Annotated in this window: 15 protein-coding genes; 8 read left to right on the top strand and 7 right to left on the bottom strand. The window is 51.8% G+C overall.

Annotation, left to right across the window (positions count from 1 at the left end; all coding sequences use genetic code 11):
• Nucleotides 1–63: 63 nt before the first annotated feature.
• Genes ppx through EA58_RS08835 form a run of 3 tightly spaced genes read right to left on the bottom strand, consistent with a single transcriptional unit; the run spans nt 64 to nt 4,231 of the window.
• The gene (gene ppx, locus EA58_RS08825) at nt 64–1,572 is read right to left on the bottom strand and encodes an exopolyphosphatase (RefSeq protein WP_036751488.1); all 1,509 of its coding nucleotides are present in this window, start codon (nt 1,570–1,572) and stop codon (nt 64–66) included.
• Nucleotides 1,569–3,689, bottom strand: coding sequence for a polyphosphate kinase 1 (gene ppk1 / locus EA58_RS08830; RefSeq protein ID WP_036751490.1), 2,121 nt, complete (start codon nt 3,687–3,689; stop codon nt 1,569–1,571). Before ppk1 ends, ppx begins: the two co-directional genes overlap by 4 nt.
• 20 nt (nt 3,690–3,709) lie before the next feature.
• Nucleotides 3,710–4,231, bottom strand: coding sequence for a glycine cleavage system transcriptional repressor (locus EA58_RS08835; RefSeq protein WP_036751492.1), 522 nt, complete (start codon nt 4,229–4,231; stop codon nt 3,710–3,712).
• 259 nt (nt 4,232–4,490) lie between these two features.
• Here EA58_RS08835 and EA58_RS08840 point away from each other — a divergent pair, with 259 nt between their 5' ends.
• From EA58_RS08840 to phoU, 4 genes are read left to right on the top strand one after another with little or no spacing between them, the layout of a single operon-like run.
• Nucleotides 4,491–6,767 carry an ABC transporter permease subunit gene (locus tag EA58_RS08840; RefSeq protein ID WP_051641970.1) on the top strand — a complete coding sequence of 759 codons (2,277 nt, stop codon included), beginning with the start codon at nt 4,491–4,493 and terminating at the stop codon, nt 6,765–6,767.
• Nucleotides 6,768–6,798: 31 nt separating this feature from the next.
• The gene (pstA, locus tag EA58_RS08845) at nt 6,799–8,409 is read left to right on the top strand and encodes a phosphate ABC transporter permease PstA (protein ID WP_036751494.1); all 1,611 of its coding nucleotides are present in this window, start codon (nt 6,799–6,801) and stop codon (nt 8,407–8,409) included.
• A gap of 14 nt (nt 8,410–8,423) precedes the next feature.
• The gene (pstB, locus tag EA58_RS08850) at nt 8,424–9,242 is read left to right on the top strand and encodes a phosphate ABC transporter ATP-binding protein PstB (protein ID WP_036751496.1); all 819 of its coding nucleotides are present in this window, start codon (nt 8,424–8,426) and stop codon (nt 9,240–9,242) included.
• An 11-nt stretch (nt 9,243–9,253) separates the two neighbouring features.
• Complete coding sequence (gene phoU, locus EA58_RS08855) at nt 9,254–9,970, top strand: phosphate signaling complex protein PhoU (protein WP_036751498.1); 717 nt, start codon at nt 9,254–9,256, stop codon at nt 9,968–9,970.
• A gap of 48 nt (nt 9,971–10,018) precedes the next feature.
• Here phoU and ppk2 read toward each other — a convergent pair whose 3' ends face one another.
• From ppk2 to EA58_RS08870, 3 genes are all read right to left on the bottom strand, one after another.
• Nucleotides 10,019–10,828 (bottom strand): polyphosphate kinase 2, encoded by an 810-nt coding sequence (ppk2, locus tag EA58_RS08860; RefSeq protein ID WP_036751623.1) that lies wholly within the window; start codon nt 10,826–10,828, stop codon nt 10,019–10,021.
• A 130-nt stretch (nt 10,829–10,958) separates the two neighbouring features.
• Nucleotides 10,959–11,711 carry a copper homeostasis protein CutC gene (locus EA58_RS08865; protein ID WP_036751500.1) on the bottom strand — a complete coding sequence of 251 codons (753 nt, stop codon included), beginning with the start codon at nt 11,709–11,711 and terminating at the stop codon, nt 10,959–10,961.
• Nucleotides 11,712–11,856: 145 nt separating this feature from the next.
• Nucleotides 11,857–12,459 (bottom strand): peroxiredoxin C, encoded by a 603-nt coding sequence (locus EA58_RS08870; RefSeq protein WP_036751502.1) that lies wholly within the window; start codon nt 12,457–12,459, stop codon nt 11,857–11,859.
• A 129-nt stretch (nt 12,460–12,588) separates the two neighbouring features.
• On the opposite strand from EA58_RS08870, the gene EA58_RS08875 reads away from it, so the two are divergent.
• The 3 genes from EA58_RS08875 to aceA all read left to right on the top strand — a co-directional run bounded on the left by EA58_RS08875 (nt 12,589) and on the right by aceA (nt 17,183).
• On the top strand, nt 12,589–13,485 hold the full coding sequence (locus tag EA58_RS08875; protein ID WP_036751504.1) for a hydrogen peroxide-inducible genes activator: 897 nt from the start codon (nt 12,589–12,591) through the stop codon (nt 13,483–13,485).
• A gap of 614 nt (nt 13,486–14,099) precedes the next feature.
• Nucleotides 14,100–15,704 (top strand): malate synthase A, encoded by a 1,605-nt coding sequence (aceB, locus tag EA58_RS08880; RefSeq protein ID WP_036751506.1) that lies wholly within the window; start codon nt 14,100–14,102, stop codon nt 15,702–15,704.
• A 171-nt stretch (nt 15,705–15,875) separates the two neighbouring features.
• Complete coding sequence (aceA, locus tag EA58_RS08885; protein ID WP_036751508.1) at nt 15,876–17,183, top strand: isocitrate lyase; 1,308 nt, start codon at nt 15,876–15,878, stop codon at nt 17,181–17,183.
• Between the two features lie 226 nt (nt 17,184–17,409).
• Here aceA and EA58_RS08890 read toward each other — a convergent pair whose 3' ends face one another.
• Nucleotides 17,410–18,030, bottom strand: coding sequence for an acyl carrier protein phosphodiesterase (locus tag EA58_RS08890; protein WP_051641971.1), 621 nt, complete (start codon nt 18,028–18,030; stop codon nt 17,410–17,412).
• Between the two features lie 440 nt (nt 18,031–18,470).
• Here EA58_RS08890 and EA58_RS08895 point away from each other — a divergent pair, with 440 nt between their 5' ends.
• Nucleotides 18,471–19,589, top strand: a complete 1,119-nt coding sequence (locus EA58_RS08895) for a S1 family serine peptidase (protein ID WP_152547972.1) — start codon at nt 18,471–18,473, stop codon at nt 19,587–19,589.
• Nucleotides 19,590–19,616 lie beyond the last annotated feature (27 nt).

Below are 19,616 nucleotides of genomic sequence, written 5' to 3' on the forward strand. Positions count from 1 at the left end.
TCGACAGCCGCGTTTTTTGTGCGTGTTAGATTTGTGTGCGTTAGACACGTTGTGTCAGAGGGGTTATTCCATGTCCTCAAGCGGCTGGATGACAAGCTCCCAACCTGCTTTTCGCCAGTAGTCCTGCTCTTTGGTCAGGTCTGCGGCCAGTAACCGGTTGTTGGTCTGCCAGCCATCAGGCAGGCTGAGCAACCACTTTTCTTTATCCGCTGTCAGAACCATGGAAGGTAACGCTTCGTCAGTCCGTTGGCCATGCAGGGCGACGGCCAGCCGCAATGCCCGGATCATCGGGTAAAGGTGTTTGCGTTTATAGATACTCAGCTCGGGCATTTCGTCGAGTTTGAGTGATTTGCGCTGAAAGCGGACCAGGGTCGCCAGGACGGTTTGTTCTTCCAGGTTGAAGCCCGGCATGGTGCAGTGTCGCAACAGATAGGCGGAATGACGATGAAAACCCGGATAACTGATGCTGAGGCCGACTTCGTGGAGCTGGGCCCCCCAGCGCAGCAAGGCCGCCAGTTCAGTGGTTGTACCGTTGGAGGATGCCTGACGGTAGATTTGCTCGGCGGTATCCCGGACTCGGGTGGCCTGTTCAATATCGACATTGTACTGGGTGGCCATGGCGATGGCTGTCCGGCTACGGATATCACTGTGACGGAATCGCTCTTCCATTTCGTAGAGTAGCCCTTCACGCAGTGCACCATCCGAAAAGGCCATACTGTCGATTTTCAGTGCTGTGAAGATCGCACTCAGAATCGCGACACCGGCAGCAAACACGGGTTTTCGGTCATCGGTGAGACCCGGCAGCGCCAGTTCATCACTCTGTTTGCAGGCAGTGACCAGTTTGACGACTTCATCCAGTCGCTCTTTGGTGATGATGCCATCGGCATGCCCCTGCGCGATGATCACTTCACGAATGGCTTTGATGGTGCCGGAAGCCCCGATGGCTGCTTCCCAGCCCAGTTTTTTGTACTTGCTGGCGATGCTTTCCATTTTTTGCAGCGCGGCCATTTGCGCTTTTGCCATGGCTTTGGCGGAAATTTTTCCCTCGGGGAAGTAGTGCTGGTTGTAGCTGACACAGCCCATATGTTTGCTGTATTGCAGCTTGGGCTCAAATCCCTCACCGATAATCAGCTCAGTGCTGCCGCCGCCGATATCAACAACCAGTTTCTGGCCCGGCTCATGCTGGGTATGGGCAACCCCCAGAAAAATCAGCCTGGCTTCTTCGGTGCCCGGAATGATTTCAATCGGGTAAGGCAGCACACTTTCTGCCCGCATCAGAAATACATGGGCATTGCTGGCCTGACGCAGGGTGTATGTGGCGGCAATGCGGACATTTTCCGGGTCGAAACCCTGTATCCGTTCGGCAAACATCGCCAGACAACTCAGGCCACGCTGAATGGCAGCCTGATCCAGTTCCATGTTGTCATTCAGGCCGTCAGCCAGATGCACACGCTGTTTGTGGCGGCTGACGATCTGCAGGCTGTGGCCGACCACCCGGGCAACAACCATATGGAAGCTGTTGGAGCCCATATCGATGGCTGCAATTTCTCGGGGACGATCAATTTCTATCATGCGGCGTTTTCGTTGTTCTCAGTGATGATTTCTTCAGCCTTCAGGCTGGCCTGTTTTTGTCGCTTTTTCTCAGACTGTTTCAGGTAATCGTAGATTTCAATCTGAGATCGGATCTTCCGTTTATTCCCGCGCGGTACGTACTCGTTGCTCATTGATTTATCCAGAATCCGGGCCTTGACGGTATCAGAAAACTGGATGTTCAGAATATCAATGATCTGTTGTTTCAGGTCGGGATGACGAATCGGGCAGCCGACTTCAATCCGGTTGTCGATGTTTCGGGTCATCCAATCGGCAGATGAAATATAAACCTCGGGATCGCCATTGTTCTCAAACACCATGACTCGTGGGTGCTCCAAGAAGCGATCGACGATGCTGATGATTTTGATGTTATCGCTGACCCCCGGGATCCCCGGAATCAGAGAACACATCCCACGGATGATCATATTGATCTTCACACCCACACTGCTGGCTTGATACAAGCGATTAATCAGCCCTTTATCCACCAGATTGTTTACCTTCAGTGTAATGCCCGATGGCAGTTTTTGCTTGGCATTGGCAATTTCATTGTCAATCAGTTCATACATCCGGCTACGGGAGTTCCGGGGAGACACAATTAACTGATTGAATTTCACCGGGCGATAAGGGTTCTGAATAAAACTGAAGACCTGGCGGACTTCGTTGGTCAGTTCAGGGTCGGCGGTAAAGAGTGAAAAGTCGGTGTAAATACGGGCGGTTTTCTCGTGGAAGTTCCCGGTTCCGACATGGGCATAGCGGACGATTGCATCGTCTTCCTGACGTGTCACCAGACACAATTTTGAGTGGATTTTCAGTCCGGGAACGCCGAAGACAACACGCACATCTGATTCGGTCAGGCGTCTGGCCCACTCAATATTCGCTTCTTCGTCAAACCGGGCCTGCAGTTCTACGACGACCGTGACCTGTTTTCCGTTGTTGGCCGCATCAATCATGGAATCAATGATGCGTGAATTTTTTGCGACCCGGTAAATGTTGATGTGGATACTGCGAACCTTTGGGTCAAATGCGGCCTGACGGACAAATTCCGTCATGTGATTAAAGGAGTGGTAAGGGTAATACAGCAGGATATCCTGTGCCTTAATGGCCTCGAATGCATTGCGTGCGCTGACAAAGTGATAGCTGTCGAGGGACGGCAACGGTTTATTTTCCAGATATTTCCGGCCGATATTCGGGAAGCTGATGAAGTCTTTGAAGTTATGGTAGCGTCCCCCCGGAATGATGCTGTCGTAACTGGACACCTTGAGCAGGTTACTCAGTTTCTCAATCATTTCGCCCGGCATATCCCGCTGATACACAAAACGAACCGGCATGGCCGTCAGACGCTGATTCAGGCCTTCAGACATTTGCTCCAGCAGGCTGTGATCGACCTCCTGGCTGAGATCGTATTCCGCGTCCCGGGTCATCTTCATGGAGTAAGCGGACAGGCTGTCGTAATCAAAAAAGCCGTTGAAGATATCATCTAAGCAGAGCCGGATAATGTTATCTAAAAGGATCAGGGTTTTCCGGTTTTTCCCTTTGGCTTCGGGGACTTTAATGAAGCGCGGGAGTTGATCGGTTGGGATCTCAATCAGGGCATACTGGCTGGATTCTCCCTGCTTCATATCTATCGCAAGATAGGAGTATTCATCTTTCAGAAACTGCAGCAGATCAATGTCGTCTGTCAGCAAAATCGGGGTGACATGGGGCAGAATCGAGCTGCGAAAATAGCGTTTCAGCCAATCGGCCTGGTTGTCGTCAATTTGCTGTTCATTGACCAGAAAAATGTTGCGCCGGGCCATTTCCAGCAGGATTTCGTTATACAGGGTATCGAAGTCCTGATTCATTTTGAGAACCCGGCTTTGGATCTTGCTCAGCAGGTGCTTGGCATTTTCATCGCCACCGCGCTCCTGGCTGATGAGAATACGCCGTTTTACATCGGCGAAGCGAACTTTATAAAATTCATCCGTATTGCTGGAAAAAATGCCCAGAAAACGAACGCGTTCAATCAGGGGGACGGACTTATCCGCGGCTTCCTGCAGGACACGTTCGTTAAATGACAGCCAGCTAAGTTCTTTGTCAATATATAGCGGTTCAGTACTCATAGTTTTCCTAACAAGAGCAATTAATGGACTTCAATCCCCTCGGGTTCTTCAAAATCAATGGTCAGGTCATCAGCCAGGCTTTCCAGTTGTTGCTGGACTGTCGCGACCGAAAGCGACGCAGGGATTTCGAGCTCGAACCATGCGGTGAAAATGGGGTAACCCCAGTTGGGCGCACTATGGGTATCGGTTTTGAGTTTATAAATATTGATACCAAGCTCACTGAGGCGGGTGGTCACTTCTTTCACAATGCCGGGACGGTCATTGCCGGTGACCGTGAGTGTTTGCAGCTGTTTGGGTGCAGGTGAGGTGTGGCTGTCTTCAGCGATATGAATGTTCAGTCCGTCCAGTTTCGACATCGCCTGACGCAGCGATTTGACAGACCCCTCGGGGACATCCACCTGGAGGATTCCGGCGAACTGTCCGGCCAGCTTGCTCATGCTACTGCCCAGCCAGTTTCCCTGATGTTGATAGACAGTGTCTGATAAAGCCCCGACTAACCCCGGGCGATCCTGGCCGATGACAGTGATAACAAGATGTTTCATGTCGCGTCTCCTTCTGGTAGCGGTTCAATTCATTATCTGACCACCCTCAGATTATGTCCAGACAGGATATGCATTGAGTTACCAGAATACGGCTGCCGTCATAAAGCCTTCAGATTATTCATGTTTTATGACACTTTGATGTCAACGTTTAATCTACTGCGCAGTTTTATCCGACAAATGAGAAACTTACTGAAGGTGTAATATAATTGTCATCTTACAGGCATATACTTTGTCAGTTTGTAATTTTCATGGGGTGAGAATGGCAGATGCCGGTGCATTTTTGACGAACGATAGTCGTCGCCGTCAATTGAAAGACAGGGTGGCGCGTTTTAGTGTGATTGCCGGTGGAATATCTGTCCTTTTAACGCTTGTTCTGATCTTTTTCTATCTGCTCTATGTGATCGTGCCTGTTTTTTCGCCCGCCCGGATCACGTCACTGCAGTCGTTTACTGCACCGCTGTCCGGGACGCAGGCTGTTCGCTTGAATGAGCAGAATACCTACGCCTTTCACTTTGCATCGGACGGACAGGTCAGTCTGGTACCGCTCGCGCATGCGGCACATCCGGATACCCGTAAACATTTATCCGCCATGGCGCATCCGACCAGCTTTGCTGCGGCACTGCCTCATGAGAATGCTTATGCCTATGGTGACGAAATTGGGGGGATCCGTGTGATCAGACCTTTGATTCGTCAGGGGGGGCTGAGTGTTTCGTATCCCCTGGGTCAATCCTATATCCAGTTAGATCCGGAGCGGCAGCCTTTAGCGCGGCTGGCGATCTCTGTTCGGGATGACGTGGCGACGCTCATCGGGCTGACCCGGGATCAGCGTTTCGTTGCATTGACCTATTCCCGCAGCCATGCTCTGAATACTGATACGGATGTCTGGCAGGAACAGCGGGTGACGATGCCGGATATCCCGGGTGATATCAAGGCGATGATCGCCACGCCGGATGGCCGTACCCTCTATGTGCTGACAGGCCAGCAAGTGCAGGCGATTGATGTACAGACGCCTCAGGCTCAGATTCGTTTGCGTCAGGATGTGGGTTCTGAAAACGCCACACCGGTTGCGATGACGGCGCTGTCTGGCGCGAATTCGCTGTTGATCACCGGCTCGGACGGTCGGGTGACTCAATGGTTTGAAGTGGTGAAAGACAGTCAGCGTCAGCTGATTGCTGCCCGAACATTTGTGGCTGAGGGCACTGCTGCAAATGACAGTACGGCGAAGGACAGTGTGGCCAAGGACAATGTGACCAAGGACGGCACTGCGGTGGATGGCGCTTTCCGTCATCTGGTACCTGAATATTATCGAAAAGGCTTTTTTGCTTTGCAGGATGACGGCCAGCTGAAGGTCTTTTTCACTTCGGATAACGCCGCGCCGGTACTGAGCCAGTCGCTGTTCAGCCAGATACCGGACCATCTGGTGGTCTCCTCCCGTGCGAATCGCCTGCTTGCGATCACGGGGGAACAATGGCAACTGTTCCGTGTAGAGAATCCTTATCCTGAAGTCAGTTTCAGTAGTCTGTGGCAGAAGGTCTGGTATGAAGGGTATCCCGAACCGGACTATGTCTGGCAGTCAACGTCTGCATCTGATGAGGCGGAGCCAAAGCTGAGCCTGATGCCGATTGTGTTCGGGACCTTGAAAGCGGCCTTTTATGCGCTGTGTTTTGCCATTCCGCTGGCGCTGGCCGGGGCGGTTTATACGGCGTATTTTATGTCCACGAAAATGCGCCGGGTGGTGAAACCGACAGTTGAAATTATGGAAGCCTTGCCGACGGTGATTCTGGGCTTTTTAGCCGGGATCTGGCTGGCCCCCATTGTTGAAAATCATTTGATTGGGATTGTCCTGTGTGTGGTGATCTTACCGCTGGCAATGATGGGGGTTGGTCTGGGCTGGGCTGCACTTCCCGGCGGCTGGCATCGCCGGGTGCCAACCGGGCTGCATATTTTGTTACTGATGCCGGTGTCGGTGGCGGCTGTCTGGCTTTGTTTTTCACTCAGTCCGTGGATTGAGCAGGCATTTTTTGCCGGGGATATTCGCAGTTATCTGACGAATGTCTGGGGCATCGGATACGATCAGCGCAATGCGCTGGTGGTGGGGATTGCGATGGGATTTGCGGTGATCCCGACGATTTTTACGATTGCTGAAGATGCGATTTATTCCGTGCCGTCTCATCTGAGTCATGGCTCGCTGGCGCTGGGGGCAACTTCCTGGCAAACCCTGACTCGCGTTGTCCTGCTCACCGCAAGTCCCGGCATTTTCTCTGCGGTGATGATGGGGCTGGGCCGTGCGGTCGGAGAGACGATGATCGTGCTGATGGCGACGGGAAATACGCCGATGATGGACTGGAATGTGCTGGAAGGCTTGCGGACGTTGTCGGCGACTATTGCGATTGAAATGCCGGAGTCGGAAGTGGGCAGTGCCCATTACCGGGTGCTTTTTCTGGCGGCCTTTGTCTTGTTTGTCTTTACTTTTTTCTTCAATACCCTGGCAGAGATTGTCCGTCAGCGACTGCGTGAGAAATACAAGTCGCTGTGAGTGCCGGGGCTTAGGCTGAGTTGCAGAATTAATGTTGAAATGGATGCGTTTCGGATCGCCCTGGATCTGGCTGACCGCAGGCTCGGTCAGTCTCAGTCTGCTGGCGGTGCTGGGATTATTGCTGATGATTGGCTGGCAGGGGTTAAGCTACTTCTGGCCAGCGCCTGTATACCAGTTCTCGGTGGCGATGGCCGACCGGCAACAGGTTGTGCTGGGCGAAATTTATGAAACCAAAGCCGTGCCGCGCCAGCAATTGCTGGAGGCGGGCTACACGCTGAAGGGCAATGATAGTCCAACCATTGATCGCTACCTGATTAAAACCGGTAACCGGGAACTGGCTGATCTGGATTTCGTGACTGTGCTGGCGACTCAGATTCAGTCACAAACCGTTGCCCGCGGGGTGGCTGTGATGGACAGAGTGCGGAACGGTAAGTTCTACGGCTATCCACAGGCTGTGGTGGATGGTCATACCCGCCATGAAGTGTCATCGCTGACGATGCTGGAAACCTGGCTGACAGAAGCGGAGGTGATGCGTGAAGCCATCCGGGAACTGAATGACAGCCAGTATATTCCGTTGTACCGGCAGCTGGCGGGAATGAAAAGTCAGCATGGCAACACGGCTTCAGAAACAACGCAGCAGACCATACAGGCGAAGTTAGACACGGTGACGCAACAGCTGGCGCAGATGAGGCAAACACTGGATGGACAGGCGCTGCTGGTGAAAGATGCGCAGGGGCAGACAGTTCGAATCCCGCTGGCCGAGATTTTGTATCTCTGGTATCCCAACGATATGTCACTGCCTGAAAAAGTGGCGCACTGGGGCCGTCAGATCGGGCACTTTGTGACCGATGCACCCCGCGAAGCCAATACGGAAGGGGGGGTGTTCCCGGCCATTTTCGGAACGGTGCTGATGGTGTTACTGATGAGTGTCATTGTCACGCCACTCGGGGTACTGGCAGCAATATACTTACATGAATATGCGGAGCAGAATCGGTTTACTCGTCTGATTCGGGTGGCGGTGATTAATCTGGCCGGTGTCCCTTCGATTGTGTATGGGGTGTTTGGTCTGGGCTTTTTTGTGTATATGGTTGGCGGCACCATTGATGAGATTTTCTTTTCTGATCAGCTGCCGGCTCCGACCTTCGGAACGCCGGGCATTCTATGGTCGGCACTGACCCTGGCCATTTTGACTTTACCGGTTGTGATTGTGTCAACCGAAGAGGGGCTGGCACGGATACCCCCTTCGATTCGCCATGGTTCGCTGGCCTTAGGGGCGACACAGGCGGAAACGTTGTGGCGGATTGTGATTCCAATGGCCAGTCCGGCCATTATGACCGGACTGATTCTCGCAGTTGCAAGGGCTGCCGGTGAAGTTGCACCGCTGATGCTGGTCGGGGTCGTGAAAATGGCCCCTTCACTGCCCGTTGATGCGCAGTTTCCGTATCTGCATTTAGATCGGAAGTTCATGCATCTTGGCTACCATATTTATGATGTGGGCTTTCAAAGTCCGAATGTTGAGGCAGCCCGGCCGCTGGTCTATGCGACGTCACTGTTGCTGGTGACTGTGATTGTGGGGTTGAACCTGACCGCAATCGGGATTCGTAATCACCTGCGGGAGAAATTCCGCGATCTGGAACAATAACGAGAAGGATGTAGATGTTTTCATTCAACGCCAGTATGGACTTGCTCAAGCCAGTCGATCTGACCGCATTATCCGAGGAGAAAACGGCCCTGACCATTGACGGGTTGGATTTGTTCTATGGTCAGAAACAGGCGCTGTATCATATCGACATGAAGATTGCCAAAGGGCAGGTCACGGCGTTTATCGGTCCGTCCGGCTGTGGGAAATCAACACTTCTTCGTTGTATGAACCGGATGAACGAGCTGGTGGAAGGGTGTCGGGTGGAAGGTCAAATCCTGCTGCATGGCCGAAACATCTATGATCAGGATGTGGATGTGGCCGCTTTACGCCGTCGGGTTGGTATGGTGTTTCAACGACCGAACCCGTTTCCCAAGTCGATTTATGAAAACGTGGTGTACGGCCTGCGCCTGCAAGGGGTGAAAAACACCCGGGTATTAGATGATGCCGTGGAAAACTCTCTGCGTGGTGCGGCGTTGTGGGACGAGGTGAAAGACCGTTTACATGAGAATGCCTTTGGTTTGTCTGGTGGTCAGCAGCAGCGTCTGGTGATTGCCCGTGCGATTGCTATTGAACCTGAAGTGATCCTGCTGGATGAGCCAACGTCGGCGCTGGACCCGATTTCGACCCTGACCATTGAAGAGTTGATTAACGATCTCAAGAGAAAGTATACGGTGATTATCGTCACGCATAACATGCAGCAGGCGGCCCGGGTTTCGGACAATACAGCTTTTATGCATATGGGTGAGCTGGTGGAATATGCGTCGACCAATGATATTTTCACCACCCCGAAAGAGAAACGCACTGAAGATTATATTACTGGCCGGTATGGCTGAGGAGTGACAGATTGGATAATTTAAGCCTTAGCCGCCATATCTCCGGTCAGTTTAATGCGGAACTGGAAAGCATCCGTACCCATGTGCTGGCGATGGGTGGGCTGGTTGAGCAGCAACTGACGGATGCTCTGAAAGCCATGCACAAGCAGGATGTGGATTTGGCCCGACGGGTGATCAAAGATGATCACAAGGTGAATGCCATGGAGGTCGCCATTGATGAGGCCTGTACCCGGATCATTGCCAAGCGACAGCCGACGGCCAGTGATTTACGTCTGGTGATTGCGATTATCAAAACTATCACGGATCTGGAGCGGATCGGCGATGTGGCAGAAAGCATTGCTAAAGTTGCGCTGGAAAACTTCACCAATAAGCAATACAACCTGCTGGTGTCGCTGGAAGCGCTGGGTCAACATGCCGCCCGGATGCTGCATGAAGTGCTGGATGCTTTTGCACGGATGGATGTGAAAGCGGCGATTCGTGTGTATCAGGAAGATGATCGGATTGATAGGGAATATGAAGCGATTATCCGTCAGTTGATGACTTATATGATGGAAGATCCGCGCTCAATTCCGAACGTGCTGCAGGTGATGTGGTCAGCTCGGTCGATCGAGCGGGTTGGGGATCGCTGCCAGAACATCTGTGAATACATTATCTATTTCGTGAAAGGGAAGGATATTCGCCATACCAGCCCGCAGGAAATGGAAAATCTTCTCGACAGTCATCGTTGAACGACAGGGAGCCGGATGGTTCCCTGTCTGTCTGATAAGCCCTGGAGACTAGTCGCCATTTTTATCAAAACGATCAGGCACAAAGGTCTGTTCATCCATCGGTGGACGAGAATATCCTTCCTGGTTGATCTCCGGTAGCACGATTTCAGGGTATTCGATGTCTTCGTAAGGGATCTGGCTTAACAGGTGGGATATGCAGTTGATACGGGCTTTTTTCTTGTCGTCGCTGTCAATGACCCACCAGGGGCTCTGTTTGGTATCGGTATGGGCAAACATCTTGTCTTTGGCAGCTGAATAATCTGCCCAGCGGGAACGGGACTCCAGATCCATTGGGCTGAACTTCCAGCGTTTAATTGGGGTGTTGATTCGCTCCAGGAAGCGTTTTTCCTGCTCTTCGTCGGAAACGGAAAACCAGTACTTGATTAAGATGATGCCAGCGCGTTGCAGCATACGTTCGAATTCAGGGCAGGCCAGCAGAAACTCTTCGTACTCCTCACCGGTACAAAAGCCCATCACCTTTTCGACCCCGGCCCGGTTGTACCAACTCCGGTCGAACAGGACGATTTCACCCGCCGCCGGAAGTTGCTCGACATACCGCTGGAAATACCATTGGGAGCGTTCTTTTTCGGTGGGTTTAGGTAAGGCGACCACTCGACATACACGCGGGTTGAGCTTTTCAGTGATCCGCTTGATGGTGCCGCCTTTGCCTGCTGCATCCCGGCCTTCAAAAATCACGACAACGCGTAAGCCTTCCTGTTTCACCCATTCCTGGCATTTCACCAGCTCGATTTGGAGTCGTTCCAGCTCGCTTTCATAGTCTTTTTTCTTGAGTTTGCTTTCAAATTGTTGATTAGACATATAACGCATCACATTCCTGTTCGCTGACTTCAAGCTTAATCATAGCGTGTTTGATGCAACAGTTATGTGATCGATTGACTATGGTGGTTGTTTTGATGACTCCGCTCCCGGTAGAGAGCGGAGAGGATGTTTAAGAACGGAGTGCACGCAGCACGGCTGCAATTTTCTCGCTGCTGGTCACCGGAATCGCAAAGTCATCCACGTCCTGACTGCCCATATGTGCTTCTGAAGCCACATGCATCATCTGGCTTGGCCTTGTGTGCTTGCCGGATAAATGCAGCTCTCTGACACCGGTACGAGACAGAATTTGTGCGGCGTTGTCGGCGGTGACACCGGCACCGGCCATAATGCTGAGACGGTTACCGCAGTAGCGAACCATGTCTGCCAAGGTATCCGCGCCTTCCAGGGCACTGGCCTTTAGTCCGGAAGTGAGTACGCGCTCACATCCGGCGCTCATCAGGATATCAAGCGCCTCATGGTAATCAGCACACTGATCAATGGCGCGATGGAAGGTGACGCCCAGTCCCTGCGCTGCTTGCATCAGTGCAGATAATTGAACTGTATCAATCTGACCATCCCGGGTCAGGACGCCAATCACCACGCCTTGCAACCCCGCCTGTTTGGCGGCGTGAATATCAGCCAGCATGATCTCCAGGTCTTCGTCGGAAAACAGAAAGTCGCCCTGACGGGGGCGGATCATGGCATACACCGGAATCTTTGCAGTACGCGCAGCCTGACGCATGAAGCCGAGGCTCGGTGTGAGTCCGCCCAGCGAGAGTGACGAACACAGTTCAATGCGGGTGGCACCGCCTTGTTGCGCGGCATGAAGTGATTCGATGTTATCAATACAGACTTCAAGATGAGTCAGCGGGAATGAGGTCATGAGACAGCCTTTCACAAGAAAACTTCGGCTGAGTGTAATCGGAGACCGTGCGGGTGTCGAAGGGCGGGATCAACAAGTGTTGAACCGGTAGAAAAATAAGCCCGGCACAAAGGCCGGGCTGAGCAATTTTAGCGCAAGGCTGAGATTACAGGTCTGCAGTGTGCTCAGACAGGTAAGCTGCAACGCCTTTAGGAGAAGCGTCCATACCCGCTTTACCTTCTTCCCATTGTGCTGGGCAAACTTCACCGTTCTTCTGGTGGAAGTTCAGAGCGTCAACCATACGCAGCATCTCGTCGATGTTACGGCCCAGTGGCAGGTCGTTCACAACTTGGTGACGAACAACACCTTCTTCGTCAATCAGGAAAGAACCACGGAAAGCAACGCCAGCTTCTGGGTGCTCAACGTCGTATGCTTTACAGATTTCGTGCTTCACGTCAGCGATCAGAGGGTACTTCACCTGGCCGATACCGCCGTCTTCAACAGCAGTGTTACGCCATGCGTTGTGAGAGAACTGAGAATCGATCGATACACCGATAACTTCAACACCTTTCGCTTGGAAGTCAGCGAAACGCTTGTCGAAAGCAATCAGTTCAGAAGGACATACGAAAGTGAAGTCCAGTGGGTAGAAGAATACAACCGCTTTTTTACCTTCAGTGAACTGCTTGAAGTTGAAGTTTTCAACGATTTCACCGTTACCCAGAACTGCAGCAGCTGTGAAATCTGGTGCTTGACGACCTACTAGTACCATGTTGGTGCTCCTAATATTGGAATGATTACCACCCCCAAAGGGCAGTTCCTGATAAAACAGGACACACTATAGCGAAAGTGCTACATTGAAAAAAGTGGAATAAATAGATTATTACAATCGAAAAATACGATGAGTAAATTTCCCTCTCTAAAACAGCTCCATTATCTGGTGACACTCTATGAAACCCGTCATTTTGGTGAAGCCGCCAAACTCTGTTTTGTCAGTCAGTCGACTTTAAGTTCCGGGATCCAGAACCTGGAAGATCTGATTGGCTGTCAGTTGATTGAACGGGATAACAAAGCCCTGGTCTTTACCGCGATCGGGGAAGAAGTGGTGGTCCGCAGCCGTGAACTGCTGGCACGCACGCAGGATATGATGGAGCTATCCAAAAGTGGTGACGATACCATGACAGGGCAGGTCAGGCTGGGATGTATTCCGACAATTGCCCCTTTCCTGCTGGGTGATCTGGTGCAGGCGGTCAACCGTCGTTATCCGCAACTCCACCTTTTATTACGGGAAGACACCACGGATAATTTGCTCAGCGCTTTGCGAAATGGTGATATGGATGTTCTGATTCTGGCGCTGCCGGTTGAGATCAGTGGCATGCATAGTCAGGTTGTCGGGCGAGACCCGTTTAAGATGGTGCTGAGCAAAACGCAAGCGGGTCAGGTCAGGGTTCCTTTGCGATATGCAGATTTACCCGATGAATCCGTTTTTTTACTGGAGAAAGAGCATTGCCTGACCGGCCATGCCGTCTCGGCTTGTCAGCTAGACAGCAAAGAAAAGATCAACCCCTTTACAGCCACCAGCCTGCATACCCTGGTGCAGATGGTGTCAAACGGCTTAGGCTCGACATTCATTCCCCAAATGGCGATTAAGCATGGTTTGGTGGATAACCCGGATCTGGTGATCCTGGACCCGCCCGGCCAAGCGGCATTTCGGGAAATTGGTCTGGTCTGGCGGCCAACCTCAAGTCGAACTTCCACATTTCAGAGTCTCGCTGACATAGTCGCAGACCTGCTTTAATCGCATTCAGGATGCTCGGCAGAGATAATTTTATTTTTTGGTGGAATATTCTGCCGATCTTAAGCTCCTGTGAATCTTTATTCTGTTCCGTGTTTTTCACAAGTCTTTCATTTTGTAGGTTTTTTTTGTTTCGTTCAAAAAAACAATTCTGTTTTTCGCGGCTTCAATCATCCCCAGGCTGTATGACTCTCTGAAATCTCGACTATAAATGTATTTAGATTGAGTGGTTTGCGACCACTCGATACTTTTCATATTGTTTAAAACGTATTTTTCACCGCTGTTACTATTGTGTAAATATGTAATTAAATTACGTAATCAACAACACTTCAGCGCATTAAATGAAAAGATCTGGAAAAACCAAAAATATCGCTCAGAGCTGTTTTAATTTAGTGTTTTGAGTAATGACTCTATTTTCAGTATATGGTTGATTTTTATCAATTATTTGTGTTTTGTTGGCCTTTGTGGTTTTTGTGAGGGTTTGCCATTTCTGATTTATTCAGGCAACGTATAGACCATGTTTCAGCCAAAGGTGGTCTAAGATAAAAATCAGCCACTCGATTTGTGGGTGGTTATTTAGTTACATTTGGCTGTTTGGAAGGAAGTGGGGAGTTTACATGGATATGGAAAATCAACACCAGTTTGGTCAACTGACGCTGACGGCATTTTCAGAAGCACAACACGATATTCTGAGTGAGGAAGCCGTGGCTTTTGTGGAAAAACTGGTGACCCGATTTGCTGCCCGTGTGCCAGAACTGTTGGCGACACGAGAAGCGCGTCAGCAGGCGATTGATGGTGGAAAACTGCCCGATTTTCTGCCGGAGACCCAAGCGATTCGTGACGGTGACTGGACTATTCAGAATATTCCGGCTGATTTGCAGGATCGCCGGGTGGAAATTACCGGTCCGGTTGAGCGCAAAATGGTGATCAATGCCCTGAATGCAAATGTCAAAGTGTTTATGGCTGACTTTGAAGATTCATTTGCGCCGGCCTGGCCTGCGGTCATTGATGGGCAGCGTAATCTGCGCGATGCGGTGAACCGTACGATTTCATATACACAGCCTGAAACCGGGAAGGTGTATGCGCTCAAGGACGATCCCGCGGTTCTGATTTGCCGGGTACGTGGCTTGCACTTGCCGGAAAAACATGTGTTGTGGCAGGGCAATCCGATCCCGGGAGCATTGCTTGATTTTGGTCTGTACTTCTTTCACAACCATCAGCAATTGCTGGCGAGCGGCAGTGGCCCGTACTTTTACATTCCTAAACTCCAGGCGTATCAGGAAGCAGCATGGTGGAGCGATGTCTTCAGCTTTGCGGAAGATGAACTGGGCTTGTCTCGTGGCACCGTGAAAGCGACGGTGTTGATTGAGACCCTGCCTGCAGTCTTCGAAATGCATGAAATTCTCTACAGCCTGAAAGAACATATTGTGGGGCTGAACTGTGGCCGTTGGGATTACATCTTCAGTTACATCAAGACGTTGAGAAATCATCCGGATCGGATTCTGCCAGACCGTCAGGTCGTGACGATGGACAAGCCGTTTCTCAATGCTTATTCGCGCTTGCTGGTGAAAACCTGTCATCGCCGTGGCGCGTTTGCCATGGGAGGTATGGCCGCTTTCATTCCATCGAAAGATCCGGAGCAAAATGCCTGGGTGCTGAACAAGATTCAGACTGACAAAGCGCTGGAAGCGCAAAACGGTCATGACGGCACCTGGGTGGCGCATCCGGGACTGGCCGATACCGCCCGTGCTGTCTTTGATGAATGCCTTGGGACACGTCAGAACCAGCTGGATGTGACCCGGGACAGCGATGCACCAATGACGGCTGCTGAGCTGTTGGCGCCTTGCGAAGGTGAGCGGACCGAAGACGGTATGCGCCACAACATTCGTGTGGCTGTGCAATACATCGAAGCCTGGATTTCCGGCAACGGCTGTGTCCCGATTTACGGCCTGATGGAAGATGCGGCGACGGCGGAAATCTCCCGAGCATCCATCTGGCAGTGGATCAAACATGGCAAGACACTGAGCAATGGTCAGGTTGTCACGAACGCATTGTTTGAGCAGATGCTGGCGGAAGAGATGCAGGTACTGGCGCAGGAAGTCGGGACTGAGCGTTTCGGGCAAGGGCGATATCAGGAAGCGGCTGCCATGATGGCCCGGTTAACGACCAGTGAAGAACTGGTGACCTTCCTGACGCTGCCCGGTTACGAATACCTCGAATAGCAGGGGTGTACGAAACAAGGTAACCCAAGGAATACACAACAAAAAGCACGGTGTGCAATGGCCTCTGTCCGGTTTGTCCGGACAGGGGAAGCCCAAGAAAACCCATTGAAAACTCAACCGCAGAACCTCCAGATTTTGCGAACTATCGTCACATAATACGAGGGATTTATTATGACTCTGACTCGCCAGCAACAGATTGAAGCCATTGAAAAGGACTGGGCTGAGAATCCACGTTGGAAAAACGTGAAGCGTACTTATACAGCGGAGGATGTGGTGAACCTGCGCGGCTCGGTCGTCCCGGCGAACACACTGGCGCAGCGTGGTGCAGACAAGCTGTGGGATTTGGTGAACGGCTCGGCGAAGAAAGGCTATGTTAACTGCCTTGGAGCGTTGACAGGGGGCCAGGCGGTCCAACAGGCGAAAGCTGGTATCGAAGCGATTTATCTGTCTGGCTGGCAGGTCGCGGCGGATAACAATACGGCGTCGTCGATGTATCCGGATCAATCTCTGTATCCGGTGGACTCTGTGCCTGCCGTTGTGAAGCGGATTAATAACTCTTTCCGACGCGCAGATCAGATCCAGTGGGCAAACGGCAAGAGTCCTGAAGAGGGTGGCATTGACTACTTCCTGCCAATTGTTGCCGACGCGGAAGCGGGTTTTGGGGGCGTGCTGAATGCTTATGAGCTGATGCGCAGCATGATTGATGCGGGCGCAGCCGGTGTTCACTTTGAAGACCAGCTGGCCTCGGTGAAAAAATGTGGTCACATGGGCGGTAAAGTGCTTGTTCCGACTCAGGAAGCGGTACAAAAACTGGTTGCGGCCCGACTGGCAGCGGACGTTGCGGGAACCACAACGCTGGTGATTGCCCGGACCGATGCGAACGCAGCTGATCTGCTGACCTCTGATTGTGACCCATACGATGCCGATTTCATCACGGGTGATCGGACAGCAGAAGGTTTTTACCGTGTACGTGCCGGGATTGATCAGGCGATTGCCCGCGGTCTGGCCTACGCTCCATATGCTGACCTGATTTGGTGTGAAACCGCAACACCTTGTCTGGAAGAAGCGCGTCAGTTTGCTGAAGCAATTCATGCGAAATATCCGGATCAGCTACTGGCTTACAACTGCTCGCCTTCTTTCAACTGGGAAAAGAATCTGGATGCTGAGACCATTGCCAAGTTCCAGCAGGAACTGTCGGACATGGGCTATAAGTACCAGTTCATTACACTGGCGGGTATCCACAACATGTGGTTCAACATGTTTGAACTGGCCCACGCTTACGCGCAGGGCGAGGGGATGCGTCATTATGTCGAGAAAGTTCAGCGTCCTGAATTTGCTGCGGCCGAGAAGGGTTATACCTTTGTGGCTCACCAGCAGGAAGTGGGAACCGGCTATTTTGACAAGATGACCAACGTGATTCAGGGCGGAAACTCTTCGGTGACCGCACTGACCGGCTCGACCGAGGAAGATCAGTTCTGAGTCCAGTTCTGAGCAGACTGATCGGATTGACCGAGCAATCTATCCTAGTTAGTCCATTTCGCAGCGGTTGCCTGCAAAGGTATTGCGATTCGCGTTATCTTCACATCGGGGCTGGTCACGCAGCCCCGGCAAGGTAGCCTTTTAACTTTGAATTTGTTATCGCCTTGGGAGCCTCTGGCTCCCCTTTTTCTTTCAAGGCAAGCGATGTCAGCATTGTTCTCTCTTCTTACACCTGAGTGTGTCCCTGCTGGATGAGTGAATCCCGGCTTTCCAGCCAATAGGCTTTCGATGCTTGCATCAGTCGCGGATAGAGAATGAAGAAACTCTGTTCCAGTGCCTGATAATGTGCGGCCAGAAAGGGCGGACATTCTGTCAAGGCATGCAGTTTTGGCCGTCTGATGGCCATTCGTGCCAGCGCATGGTGGATGGCCGATTCCTGCTGATATTGCAACAACCATTCCTGTGTCCACATGCGACGGGTCATCTGTTGATAGGTCTCCGGCTCGGGTTCCTGAAATTGCTCGATCTCATGCCGGGCCTGTTGAACAAACTGTGCCAAGGGTAAGTCGTGAAAGGCCGTCCAGTGGCGGGCCAGATAATGATCCCAAATCATATCCAGTGCAATGCCGCTGACCCGCCGAATCGTGGGCGGAAATTGTTGCCGCCAGGCTCTGATTTCGGGCTGACTGTCGATGTAGCTGTCAACAAAGCGATGCAGTTTGATCCCCGCAGCAACATCTGGTGTATAGAAACGGTAAGGATCCCCCCGAACAAAGTCGGCCAGAAGATTTCCTGTGAGATTGCTTTGGCAGTGGTCTGCCAGGTGGAGGTGTGCAAGAAAATTCATCGTGTTCGTGTTCGTGTTCGTGGTCGTGTTCGTGGTCGTGTTCGTGGTCGAGGGAACGCTCAATAAAACTGTAACAGCTCTACACGAAATTGGGCAGTCCGGATCATCAGTCAGGAATTCGTGAGCCTTGGAATAGGAGGTTGCACAAAAATGCGGCATTGCGTCCAACTTTCTGACAGGGTGACTCGTTCCGAAGAATGAAGTGAGCTTTGTCGGTCTGTGTCACATTGTGGTTGGTATTTTTTTATACACTGTGATGAGGGCTTGTTGATCTTTCGTGGTTCATTTTTGCCTGAGCGCAACGCGTTTTTGTCCTAGTGCAGACGCAGCGCGAAGAAACAAACCGTTGCGTGGTGCTGAGTCAGCGTGAGCAAAAATCGCGAGAGGCCCGCAACCTCTGGGCGTCGCGGACCAAATCTCTTTCGGCATGGCAGTTTAGAATGATGAAACGAACGATATCAAAATGGGTAGTCGCCGGAGTTGTAGGGATGTGCTCTGCGGTCAGCAGTCCGGTTTTTTCAGCGCAAAATTCTGCGCAGGAATCGCAGGCGCCTGTTGCAAGAGTGATTGGTGGAACCACAACCTATGCGGGAGAGCTTCCCTGGCAGGCACTGATTTATATTGATTACGGGAATGACGGCAACGAAGTCTATCAGTGTGGGGGCGTGATCATTGACAGGAACACCGTGCTGACTGCTGCACACTGTATGCAACATAACAATGTGGCGGCAAAGACGTACGAAATTATGGTTTGGGGCGGCATTACGTCTACGACCAGTGCAACGTTGGGGAACGCGCACACTGTGGTCAGTGTGACGGTCCATCCAGACTATGATGCGACGACGTTTACCAACGATATTGCGCTGCTGCGTCTGATGACAAGTTTTTCGAGTTCAGTCCAGCCGATTCAGATTGCAACCCTCGGTGAGCAGAGTCAGGCTGATTTAGCCTTTGAGAATACGTATGTGCATGGTGGCGAAAATCCGGAAAATTTACTGGTTTCCGGCTGGGGGCGGACCTCAACAGATCCGAAAGCCACCGTTTCCCATGAGTTAATGCATACCTTGCTTTCCGGGGTACCTGACGACTACTGCAACAGTGTCTGGAGTAATATTAATTCAACGAATCTGGATCGGTTTGTGTGTGCTATCTCTCCTTTTCCTCAGGTTGATCGGGATAGTTGTCAGGGGGATTCTGGCGGGCCGCTCGTCTGGCAGAATCCTCAGGTCAGTGCTGATTCGGATTTTGGACTGCGACTGGTGGGGCTGGTGAGTTTCGGTGCCCAGTGTGCATCAGATGTCCCTTCAGTGTATACGGAGGTGGCTCACTACAGAACCTGGATTAGCTCGGTTGTCGGCAATCGTTTTAATTTCGATCCTGAGCCGGTTTTTACGAGTGACCCTTTTCTCAATGCAGAACGTCTTGGTAAAAATACATCCTCTTCTGATGGGGTGGGGGATGCCAGCGGTGGCTCGGGTGGAGGGAGCCTGACACTGGGGGGGATTCTGGGATTGTTCGGGGTGTTCCTCTGGCGAATCCGTGAAAAATCAATCAGATAAGTCTGCTTTTGATGATGGCTGGCGCTG

Source organism: Photobacterium galatheae, from assembly GCF_000695255.1.
In the GTDB taxonomy this organism is placed as follows: domain Bacteria; phylum Pseudomonadota; class Gammaproteobacteria; order Enterobacterales; family Vibrionaceae; genus Photobacterium; species Photobacterium galatheae.

What these genes read in the sequence shown, in the direction of transcription:
- EA58_RS08870 (WP_036751502.1), bottom strand. Translation starts at nt 12,459, where the DNA reads ATGGTACTAGTAGGTCGTCAAGCACCAGATTTCACAGCTGCTGCAGTT.
- ppx (WP_036751488.1), bottom strand. Translation starts at nt 1,572, where the DNA reads ATGATAGAAATTGATCGTCCCCGAGAAATTGCAGCCATCGATATGGGC.
- pstA (WP_036751494.1), top strand. Translation starts at nt 6,799, where the DNA reads ATGTTGAAATGGATGCGTTTCGGATCGCCCTGGATCTGGCTGACCGCA.
- ppk2 (WP_036751623.1), bottom strand. Translation starts at nt 10,828, where the DNA reads ATGTCTAATCAACAATTTGAAAGCAAACTCAAGAAAAAAGACTATGAA.
- aceB (WP_036751506.1), top strand. Translation starts at nt 14,100, where the DNA reads ATGGATATGGAAAATCAACACCAGTTTGGTCAACTGACGCTGACGGCA.
- pstB (WP_036751496.1), top strand. Translation starts at nt 8,424, where the DNA reads ATGTTTTCATTCAACGCCAGTATGGACTTGCTCAAGCCAGTCGATCTG.
- EA58_RS08835 (WP_036751492.1), bottom strand. Translation starts at nt 4,231, where the DNA reads ATGAAACATCTTGTTATCACTGTCATCGGCCAGGATCGCCCGGGGTTA.
- ppk1 (WP_036751490.1), bottom strand. Translation starts at nt 3,689, where the DNA reads ATGAGTACTGAACCGCTATATATTGACAAAGAACTTAGCTGGCTGTCA.
- EA58_RS08865 (WP_036751500.1), bottom strand. Translation starts at nt 11,711, where the DNA reads ATGACCTCATTCCCGCTGACTCATCTTGAAGTCTGTATTGATAACATC.
- aceA (WP_036751508.1), top strand. Translation starts at nt 15,876, where the DNA reads ATGACTCTGACTCGCCAGCAACAGATTGAAGCCATTGAAAAGGACTGG.
- EA58_RS08895 (WP_152547972.1), top strand. Translation starts at nt 18,471, where the DNA reads ATGATGAAACGAACGATATCAAAATGGGTAGTCGCCGGAGTTGTAGGG.
- EA58_RS08890 (WP_051641971.1), bottom strand. Translation starts at nt 18,030, where the DNA reads ATGAATTTTCTTGCACACCTCCACCTGGCAGACCACTGCCAAAGCAAT.
- EA58_RS08875 (WP_036751504.1), top strand. Translation starts at nt 12,589, where the DNA reads ATGAGTAAATTTCCCTCTCTAAAACAGCTCCATTATCTGGTGACACTC.
- EA58_RS08840 (WP_051641970.1), top strand. Translation starts at nt 4,491, where the DNA reads ATGGCAGATGCCGGTGCATTTTTGACGAACGATAGTCGTCGCCGTCAA.